Source organism: Pseudoalteromonas sp. SR45-1, from assembly GCF_014163655.1.
GTDB classification, from domain to species: Bacteria; Pseudomonadota; Gammaproteobacteria; order Enterobacterales; family Alteromonadaceae; genus Pseudoalteromonas; species Pseudoalteromonas distincta.
Genome location: NZ_JACJDR010000009.1, coordinates 25,311 through 34,456 on the forward strand (window position 1 = coordinate 25,311; position 9,146 = coordinate 34,456).

The 9,146-nt window shown below is 39.4% G+C and carries 11 protein-coding genes; 7 read left to right on the forward strand and 4 right to left on the reverse strand.

Going from position 1 to position 9,146, the window contains the following annotated elements:
• The first annotated feature begins 44 nt into the window (after positions 1–44).
• Genes arsC through H5089_RS10605 form a run of 3 tightly spaced genes read left to right on the forward strand, consistent with a single transcriptional unit; the run spans position 45 to position 1,386 of the window.
• Positions 45–392, forward strand: a complete 348-nt coding sequence (gene arsC, locus H5089_RS10595) for an arsenate reductase (glutaredoxin) (protein WP_182696116.1) — start codon at positions 45–47, stop codon at positions 390–392.
• The gene (gene wrbA, locus H5089_RS10600; RefSeq protein WP_010555076.1) at positions 392–946 is read left to right on the forward strand and encodes an NAD(P)H:quinone oxidoreductase; all 555 of its coding nucleotides are present in this window, start codon (positions 392–394) and stop codon (positions 944–946) included. Before arsC ends, wrbA begins: the two co-directional genes overlap by 1 nt.
• Positions 943–1,386 (forward strand): DUF2069 domain-containing protein, encoded by a 444-nt coding sequence (locus H5089_RS10605; protein WP_182712188.1) that lies wholly within the window; start codon positions 943–945, stop codon positions 1,384–1,386. Before wrbA ends, H5089_RS10605 begins: the two co-directional genes overlap by 4 nt.
• An 80-nt stretch (positions 1,387–1,466) precedes the next feature.
• Here the strand turns inward: H5089_RS10605 and H5089_RS10610 are convergent, their stop codons facing one another.
• Positions 1,467–2,804, reverse strand: coding sequence for an ankyrin repeat domain-containing protein (locus H5089_RS10610; RefSeq protein WP_182712189.1), 1,338 nt, complete (start codon positions 2,802–2,804; stop codon positions 1,467–1,469).
• A gap of 357 nt (positions 2,805–3,161) precedes the next feature.
• Positions 3,162–3,755, reverse strand: a complete 594-nt coding sequence (locus H5089_RS10615; protein WP_182712190.1) for a phospholipid-binding protein MlaC — start codon at positions 3,753–3,755, stop codon at positions 3,162–3,164.
• A 245-nt stretch (positions 3,756–4,000) separates the two neighbouring features.
• On the opposite strand from H5089_RS10615, the gene H5089_RS10620 reads away from it, so the two are divergent.
• Together H5089_RS10620 and H5089_RS10625 are read left to right on the forward strand one after the other, a co-directional pair.
• Positions 4,001–4,537, forward strand: a complete 537-nt coding sequence (locus tag H5089_RS10620) for an acyloxyacyl hydrolase (RefSeq protein WP_138489347.1) — start codon at positions 4,001–4,003, stop codon at positions 4,535–4,537.
• Between the two features lie 89 nt (positions 4,538–4,626).
• Entirely contained in the window at positions 4,627–4,773 is a 147-nt protein-coding gene (locus H5089_RS10625) for a DUF2897 family protein (RefSeq protein ID WP_138489348.1), read from the forward strand.
• A 52-nt stretch (positions 4,774–4,825) separates the two neighbouring features.
• On the opposite strand, the gene H5089_RS10630 is transcribed toward H5089_RS10625, so the two are convergent.
• Together H5089_RS10630 and bamC are read right to left on the reverse strand one after the other, a co-directional pair.
• Positions 4,826–6,196, reverse strand: a complete 1,371-nt coding sequence (locus tag H5089_RS10630; RefSeq protein ID WP_138489349.1) for a YjiH family protein — start codon at positions 6,194–6,196, stop codon at positions 4,826–4,828.
• A gap of 66 nt (positions 6,197–6,262) precedes the next feature.
• A complete protein-coding gene (gene bamC, locus H5089_RS10635) occupies positions 6,263–7,324 on the reverse strand; it encodes an outer membrane protein assembly factor BamC (protein ID WP_039487313.1) in 1,062 nt (353 codons plus the stop codon).
• Positions 7,325–7,682: 358 nt separating this feature from the next.
• Here bamC and H5089_RS10640 point away from each other — a divergent pair, with 358 nt between their 5' ends.
• Positions 7,683–8,216 carry a glycine cleavage system protein R gene (locus tag H5089_RS10640; RefSeq protein ID WP_007583906.1) on the forward strand — a complete coding sequence of 178 codons (534 nt, stop codon included), beginning with the start codon at positions 7,683–7,685 and terminating at the stop codon, positions 8,214–8,216.
• 11 nt (positions 8,217–8,227) lie between these two features.
• On the forward strand, positions 8,228–8,707 hold the full coding sequence (gene bcp, locus H5089_RS10645) for a thioredoxin-dependent thiol peroxidase (protein ID WP_182712191.1): 480 nt from the start codon (positions 8,228–8,230) through the stop codon (positions 8,705–8,707).
• The last annotated feature ends 439 nt before the right edge of the window (positions 8,708–9,146 follow it).

The window sequence follows — 9,146 nt, forward strand, 5'->3', positions numbered from 1 at the left end:
CGCTTACCCTAAAATAGACGCAATTCACACTTTGGAATCATTTTATGTCTGTTACTATTTACCACAACCCACGTTGTTCTAAATCACGCGAAACGCTAGCGCTACTGCAAAGTAAAGCGATAGAGCCAAGTGTTGTAGAGTATTTAAAAAACCCTCTTACTCACGAGCAAATTTCAACGCTTGTAATCCAACTTGGTTTTTCATCCGTACGTGAAATGATGCGCACAAAAGAAGATGACTACAAAGCGCTTAACTTGAAAGATGAAACAAATGAGGATGCACTTATTAACGCTATGGTTAAATACCCAAAATTGATTGAACGCCCTATCGTAGTTAATAACAATAAAGCAGCGATTGGTCGTCCACCAGAAAACGTACTAAGCGTTTTATAATGAGTGCAACCATAGTGGTGCTTTATCACTCAAGCCATGGCTCAGTTGAAGCAATGGCTCACGAGATAGCAGAGTCGATAGAGCAACAAGGTGCTAGTGCACTACTTCGCACCTTTGTGGCTAAAAATGCGCACGATATTGTGATCACCAAAGATGATTTAATAAATTGCGATGGTTTAGCATTTGGTACACCAACCCGATTTGGCATGATGGCCTCTCAAGCAAAAAGCTTTTGGGAAACCACCAGCGATTTGTGGCTAAAAGGCCAATTAATCGATAAGCCAGCGTGTGTATTTTCGTCATCAAGTAGTATGCATGGTGGAAATGAAGCAACCTTACTTAACTTATCTTTGCCACTATTACACCACGGCATGATGCTTCTGGGTGTGCCATATGATGTGCCCGAACTACTTGCAACACAAACCGGTGGGACACCATACGGTGCAACACACGTCGCTGGCAGCGCTAATAGTGCACAGCTAAGCAAAGACGAAATTAAAATATGCCAAAGCGTTGGTAAACGCCTTACTCACATTGCGAGAAAACTTAAATGACTACAGCTGACAGTCCAGCTAAAAAGCCGATTACGGTAAAATTTCAACGTGCCGCACTATTTGGCTATGTAGGTTTACTTATTCTGATTCCTTTGTGGATGTATTTTGTACCCCCTCTAGACGGTAATACTAGTTGGGTGTCATTGTTTTTTCCTATCATTCCTTTACTGCTGCCGCTAAGAGGCATAATTCAAGACAACACATACACCTATGCGTGGGCTAACTTTGTTGTAATGCTTTATTTTATCCACGGGCTTACTATGCTGTGGGCCGCTCCTGATGAATTAATTTGGGTGTTGTTAGAGCTGGTGTTTGCCTCTTCAATGTTTATTGGTTGTACTTACTACGCAAGACATCGCGGACAAGAACAAGGTTTAAAAATCCGTAAGCTTAAAGAAGAATTAGCTGAAGAAAAAGCAGCAAATGAGCACGGTAAATAAGGCTTAACCATAAACGCTATATACAAAAAAACGCGCTTAAAGTAATTTAAGCGCGTTTTTTATTAACTGTTTAAAACTAGCTAAACTAAATCGCTCAAGGCAGCTAGCACCACAATACTCGCCAACCCTATTTGAGCAATTAAGCTAATAAACGAAAAGCCTCTAAGCACAAATAAACCCCAAGGGTGTTTAATATGTGGATATAGCGCACAGCGTTTTAATGTGGTCGCAAAGAAAAAACAAATGACTGCAGTCATAGTTAAACCCAGCGTCAGCTCACTTTTAATTGAGAGGGTTTCATCAAAAAAGAAAAACAACTGTAAAGGCAGCAATATAGTCACAATAGCATGTAGCACATGCACTTTTTTAATGCGATCGAACTGCCCTTCTGGCGAAAGTTCTTTAATACCAAAGTCACGCTCTAAACATTTAACTAAGTTATTAGCTTTAATACTCACCGCTAAACGGTAACAGCTTAAACCTTCTTTATTACGTGCCCTAAAATCGTATCCGGCTTTAATAAGCAGCACCATTAACGACTCATTTTTAGCAAACACAGCATAATGAAGCGCAGTATTACCTAAGTTATCTGTCGCTTTTTTGTCTTGCTTTGCAAGTAGTGTTTCGATCACATTTACAAAGCCTTTTTCGGCGGCCCACATAAAGGCTGTTTTATTATTTTCATCAGCAAGCACACCAGTAGCGCCTTGCTCAATAAAGCGCATAGCCATTGTTTGCTTAGCTGTTTTTTTACGTAAATGAGTAAGCAAAGCTTTTTCTAGCAGTACAACAGAGTCAACATCAGGAGAAACCTGCGTAAGCAACGTAAAGTAGTCTTTACCCGCTGCTACTTTTTCGCTGGCAAGTTCACAAAGGGTATCCAAGTCAGCAATAGACTCTGGAATAAACGCACTTAGGCGCTCTCTAAAATCAACTTCTTTCCATAGAGCTAATGTGTCCTTTGCCGAGAGTTTACTTTTATTATTTAACGCATGCTCAATTAAGGTGAAATAGCGTTTACTAAAAAATAAATCAACTAAAGACAGTGGCGTATCTATGGTATTTTGTGCAGCCACGCTTGCGTATTTTTCAAGGCGCTGGCACAGCATAAGTACTAGGCTTTCAGGGGTGTATTCATTATCGTAGTAATGGCTTTTAACCGCACTAATATACGCTTGTGCGTCTTCGTCATATTCAGAGATATGTTGAAAGTAACATTCTTCAAATGGCTCCAGCGGGGTTAGCCATGCCAAATAATAAATAGGTGGCAGCACGGTGGTGCATACACCATCGTCTTCATTTGTAGAACGACAAGCAGGCCAAGCTTCCAAAGCATCTAAAATAAAGGCACCGTTTTGTTCTACCAGTCCTTTAATAAGTAATGGGTATTCCTTTGGCCAAATCAGTACATTTTCCATTAAAACAACACAACTCCAGTGTGGCTTGGGGGTGGTAAGTTATATCAGTTTTAAGCTGACACCACGCTTAATCAAAGTGCCGATATTCTAGCACACCTTTGTTTTGCTGCTAGCGCAAAATTACGCAATAACAACAATCCTTTAGGATTATACCAATTCGCTTAATTAAGTGATTTATTTTGAGGTAGAAAACCGTGTGATAGCAAGGCAAAAATTTTGTTGTTTACTTGCTCTAAATGATTAAGTATTACTATGGATTGGTATTGTCCTTAGCAAAAATATAAAAACGGCCAAGTACATAAGTAATTGGCCGTTTTTGAGGTTGGAGTTGGGCTTAATCAGAGCCAGACAAATAGTCTATTTACTTTTTAACTCGCTAATAACTTGCTCTAAACCCACATCAGAAATGCGTTGAATAATCTCTTTTTGTTTAGCACTTAATAGTGAAATGCCTTCAGCAACAATATCGTATACTTTCCACTCATTGTTTTTGCCTAAACGAAGCTTAAAGCTTAAGTCGATAGTAGGCCCATTTGGTTCAATAATTTGCGTATTAACTGTTGCGTACTCAGAGTCACTTTTTGCGTTATTACGCTCAAATACTACTTTTTGACCCGTGTACTTCATTAGTGCACCGGCGTATGTACCTGTTAAGTAATGCTCTACTGCATCTATAAATTGAACAGCTTGCTCGCGCTCAATACCTTTAATGTGTTTACCTAATAATTTAAACGACACAAACTTAACGTCAATATGTGGCATTAAACGTTTTTCAACAATGGCAGCCATCGCGTCTTTGCTGGCTGTACCTTTTGAGTTTACTTGACCAATATCCGCAAATAACTTGTCAGCTACCGATTCAAGTAACTGATCTGGTGATTGCTGAGCTTGTGCAAATAACGAACTGCTAAAAAAAGCAGTGGCTAAAACGAATAGTTTAAAGAGTTTCATAATTGTATATGTCTGTGTGATTAAGATGGCTGTAATTTACGCGAACTATACGCAATAAAAAAGGCACAAATAAGCAACTTATTAATGCCCAATTAGCACCAATCAAATAAATAAAATAAATTCAAGCAGTTAGAAAACTCCATTAACAGCTCATATACAACCGGCATTTTGTCCTCATTGTAATTGTTTACAGGCCGCCCTTATCATTTAGTTATCAAATTAAATCAAACAAACATTTGGCACCTATGAAAACGTCACTTAAAACACTTATTATCTCTTTTGTATTAGTAGTTTCACTTTTTGGCAAGCTTGCTTTTGCTCAATCGGACCACGGTTATGCCGTTGACTTTCTCAAAGGCGAAGGTAACGTAAACGGCGTTAAACTTGCGTATCAGTATCATGCACCTGGTATGCAAAACATTATTGGTGATGCACGCTTTTACTTTGAAACCAGCGTAAACATGTGGGAATACCGCCACGGCGATGAAACACAATCAAACCTAGTACTTGCTATGTCACCTGTACTACAATTTCCTGCTTTTAGTTTTAACAACACCCCATTTTATGTAGAAGCAGGCATTGGTGTATCACTGATTGATGAAACGCAGTTTGCCGGTAAAAACATAAGTACTCACTACCAGTTTGAAGACCGCATAGGCCTTGTAGCCGATTTTGGCCACACCAATGTTGCCCTTCGCGTTATTCACTATTCAAACGCAGGCTTTAAAGAGCCAAACCCTGGGCTTAACTTTTTAACGCTTTCGGTAGCGAGACGTTTTTAACGTTATTGATTGTATTTTTGAGTAAATCAATTGCTGTTATAGTGCAAAGCGGTCACACTTAAACGTACTAAAGTTTAGGTGATACTGCGATGCAAACTTGGCATATTGTAATTATTGTCGCTGTTGTTCTTGCCATTATCATTGGTAATATTGCGCTGATTAGACTCTCTGCAAAACAGGAGTTTATAAAGCCCAACGCCAATATAAAAAATACAACAGACACAAAAAAGCCCTGATCAATCAGGGCTTTTTCAATAATACCAACTCGCTAAATATATTTTTGCTAATTTAGCCTACTAGCCAATGCGCCATTAGCGCAATAACAGGTAAAGTAATTAGCGTTCGCAAAATAAATATAATAAATAGCTCTAAAATATTTACCGGTATTTTACTGCCAAGTAAAAGTGCACCTACCTCAGACATATAAATAAGCTGAGTTACACTCATAGCGGCAATAATAAAGCGCGTTACATCACTTTCAATAGTCCCTGCTGCTAATATTGACGGAATAAACATATCAGCAAAACCAACCATAATAGTTTGCGACGCAGCGGCTGCTTCGGGTACTTGCAATAGCTCTAAAAATGGCACAAACGGCATACCTAAATACTGAAATATAGGCGTATGCTCAGCAATGATCAGTGCAAATGTGCCTACCGCCATTACTACAGGTAACACACCAAACACCATATCAAGCGCATTATGTACGCCCTCTTTTATAGTGCCTTTAACACCCGTTGAGTTATCTGCTTTAGCTAGTGCAACATCTAACGAATGGCCAAATAAAGTTTTATGACCCGGAATTGTTTCAGCGTCTCTATCTGGCTCAGTGCCATCAATGAGTAAGTCTTTTTTAAAGCGCAGTGGCGGTAATCGCGGCACAATAATAGCGGCAACAATACCGGCTAAACATACCGTTGCGTAAAACGGTGCAAATAGGTATTCAAGTTTAACTTGCCCAAGCACCACTAAACTAAATGTAATTGAAACCGCTGAAAACGTAGTACCAATAATAGCCGCTTCGCGTTGTGTATAATGCTTTTGATCGTACTGCCTTGCAGTCATCAAAATACCCACACTGCCATCACCTAACCACGACGCAGTACAGTCTACCGCGCTTCTGCCTGGTACACCAAATACAGGGCGCATTACTTTGGTCATTAACGTACCAGCAAGCTCTAATAGACCAAAGTTAATTAATAGCGGCAGTAATAAGCCCGCTAAAATAAATACCGAAAACAACACAGGCAATAAGTCATTTAATACCAGCGCGCCAGTATTGGCCGAGGTAATCATCTCGCTGCCTAGGCTTAAGTACGTCATTAAACCAAACGCCATACCAAATAAGCGTACCACCAGCCATGTCCAGCTCACATCAAATAAATGCTTTAACAAAGGTGAGTTACATATAGCGGCGGGTTTAAACACTTTAGTAATTACAGAAATAACCCCTGTAATACAAATAATGAGGGTAATAATTGCTTGAGCAGAGCCAAGCATCATTGCTTGAACCGCTTTTGCCATAACTGCAATAGGAATGGTCATCCCTTGCGAAGTACTAATGGGTGTCATAAATAAAAACACACCAATTAACGAAGGAACCAAAAAAGTAAACCAAGTGCGCCACGTATAGTGTGAACGTTCAGGTAGCTGAGACATATTGTTTAACCTATAAAAACCACAAAAAGAGCATAGCGCTCTTTTTGTGGTAAAACTTATTATTATTTAAATTTTAATGCCGCGCTGAATGAGTGCTGCTTCTAATGCTTGTTGTAAACCATTCATAGTACCTGGCTCAAGCGTTTCGCCTTTATCATCCATCCACGTTAAGCTAGTACCGCCTTCTTTAGTTTTGCTTACTAAAATTTGGTATTGGCCTTCATCAATAGGTAGTTGAGCTACGTCATCACCCCAAATTGAATCCCAAACGCTTGTTTCTGGTTTAGTATAATCTGCAGTAATTAAGCCCGTATCTGGGTTAATTTCAACAATAGAGAACGACAAGCGCTCTAAAAACCCAGAGAAACGGTCAAACACAGCGTCGTAAGATTGCTCAGTTACAAGCGCTGCATTACCTTTATTATCAAAGCCCATTTCAAGAGAAATAATACCTTGGCGTTTACGCATATCAACTTCAAGTTGACGGTAACGGTAATCAAACTCGCTCACTACTTGGTTAAGCGCACGTACTTCTAGCTGCTGCTTGAGTAAGTCTGTTAGCGTTTTATCACCTTTAAAATCAATCAGCTCTACACGTAAAGACGCAGTACGTTGATGTGACTTTTCTTCAATAGTGAATCTAAACTTTTCTAAATCATCGTTAACTTCATCGCCCCACCACCAAAAACCTTCTTCGGTTTTAATAATTGAGTACCAATCAGTTTCAATAATACCAAGTAGCTTATCTTCTTTAGTAGTTCCTGCATTATTATCAGCTAGGACAGATTTAATCGTGTCCCAAAGAAATTCATCTAAATCAGCAATGCCATCGTTTTTATCAAAATAAATACGCGCTTGTTTATCTGTCTCTTCTACCCAACTGCCTTTAGCAATTGTTAATACTTGTGCCGGTGGGCGGTAATTTGTAGCTTCAGGATTGTTGTCGTATTGACCTACATCCATTTTATAAACTGGGTCTTGAGCTGGTTGAGATAACGACGCTGGTGCTTTTACAGGCTCATGCGTACGATAGTTACGCTCGTCATGTGCCTTATTAATAAATACACTACACCCTGATAAACTTACCAATACACTTACTGCAAGTGCTTTTGGGATCCAATACTGCACAGATATTTCTCCTTAGCATACCCTTTAATTGTTTTAACAAATATATGAGTGGGTAATACCGATTTGGTTCAGTGTAAAATCAATATTAACTTTACATTTATTATTTGGCTGCCTAAATGCAATAAAGTTCAGCACTTCAACTTAGTAAGCAACTAAGCGCAAATAAGCAAATTTTAGCTATGGTACTTTCCCGTGCCAGTAAAAACAAGAAACACCGCACTTTAAAAGCGCTTAATTAGCGTGTGCTGTAGTTTAGAGCCCTTTTTGTGTTAAACTTCGCCGCCGTGCAACTTCTCGTGTGTATTTTTGGTGTTGCCAACTCGGTTGATATAATCCAAGTAACAAGGTATTTGAACTCATGACTGCATTTTCAAATCATCAAATTGTTTTAACAGCGATTGGCGAAGACAGACCCGGTATAGTAAGTGAACTAACCCAACTGGTTAGCGATTGCCACTGCAACATTATTGACAGCCGTATTGCTATTTTAGGCTGCGAATTTACCTTTATAATGCTACTTAGCGGGGACATGTCGGCAATAAGCCGCATAGAACACGTACTGCCCACTAAAGCCATGGAACTTGGCCTGCTAACCATGATGAAGCGCACAGCAAGTCATACTCCTAGCGAGTTTTGTGCAGGTTACACACTAGAATATACAGGCATAGACACCCCTGGTACATTGAGCAAAGTAACGCGCTTTTTTGCCGACAATAATATTAGTATTTGCTCACTTAAGTCAGACACTTATTCCCAAGAAGACAACATTAAAATGCGTTGTGAACTTGAATTCAACATACCTGTTGATGTAGATATAGATCAATTTAAAATTAGTTTTGAGAGCCTTTCTCACACACTAAACGTAGATTATATTTTTAAACGAATTCGTTAAGGATGCTAAACATGAACACAATTAGTCCATTACAAGCTGGCGATACTGCACCCGCTTTTAGCCTACAAAACCAAAACGACGAAACAGTAACATTAAGCGAGCTGTTAAAAGAGCAACAAGTGCTTGTGTACTTTTACCCTAAAGCGTCAACGCCAGGCTGTACTGTACAAGCCGAAAACCTACGCGATGAGCAAGCACAGCTTGCTAAATTTAACACCCGCGTTGTCGGTATTAGCCCAGATCCAATTAAGCGCCTTAAAAACTTTGAAACTAAAAAAGAGCTTAACTTTGATTTATTAGCCGATGAAGATCACGCCATTGCTGAAGCATTTGGTATATGGGGCTACAAAAAGTTTATGGGTAAAGAGTACGATGGTATTCACCGCCTAACATTTTTAGTAGGCCAAGACGGTAAAATTAAACACTTGTTTGATAAGTTTAAAACTAAAGATCACCATCAAGTGGTTTTGGATTACTTAGCGGCGGAATAATCTTGCTGCAGAGTAAGCTAGCGGCTGAGTAAGTTAGCTACCAGCTATTAGACAAATACAGAAAAGCGTTGTTCAAGGGCAACGCTTTTTTTATGCTAGTTATTAAGAATTTTTGTTAAGTGAAAGCATGATCGAGGGAGGGATAAATAGGCAGTCAATAACAGCCATAGGGGTCAAATCTTGACTTCATACATCATAATTAATTAGCTGTTTATATTCGCCGAAACTTATAACAGCCATAGGGGTCAAATCTTGACTTCATACATCATAATTAATTAGCTGTTTATATTCGCCGAAACTTAAACAAGCTACTATGTCGGATGGCGCTTCGCTTATCCGACCTACGTTTTCAAATATATAATGCGGGGTTATTGGGTGTGGGTATTGGCCGTGGGTATGGAGCTCGTTGGGTTTCGCTACGCTCTACCCAACGTACGTG

Coding starts and splice junctions, on each gene's coding strand:
- arsC (WP_182696116.1), top strand. CDS start 45: ATGTCTGTTACTATTTACCACAACCCACGTTGTTCTAAATCACGCGAA.
- wrbA (WP_010555076.1), top strand. CDS start 392: ATGAGTGCAACCATAGTGGTGCTTTATCACTCAAGCCATGGCTCAGTT.
- H5089_RS10605 (WP_182712188.1), top strand. CDS start 943: ATGACTACAGCTGACAGTCCAGCTAAAAAGCCGATTACGGTAAAATTT.
- H5089_RS10610 (WP_182712189.1), bottom strand. CDS start 2,804: ATGGAAAATGTACTGATTTGGCCAAAGGAATACCCATTACTTATTAAA.
- H5089_RS10615 (WP_182712190.1), bottom strand. CDS start 3,755: ATGAAACTCTTTAAACTATTCGTTTTAGCCACTGCTTTTTTTAGCAGT.
- H5089_RS10620 (WP_138489347.1), top strand. CDS start 4,001: ATGAAAACGTCACTTAAAACACTTATTATCTCTTTTGTATTAGTAGTT.
- H5089_RS10625 (WP_138489348.1), top strand. CDS start 4,627: ATGCAAACTTGGCATATTGTAATTATTGTCGCTGTTGTTCTTGCCATT.
- H5089_RS10630 (WP_138489349.1), bottom strand. CDS start 6,196: ATGTCTCAGCTACCTGAACGTTCACACTATACGTGGCGCACTTGGTTT.
- H5089_RS10640 (WP_007583906.1), top strand. CDS start 7,683: ATGACTGCATTTTCAAATCATCAAATTGTTTTAACAGCGATTGGCGAA.
- bcp (WP_182712191.1), top strand. CDS start 8,228: ATGAACACAATTAGTCCATTACAAGCTGGCGATACTGCACCCGCTTTT.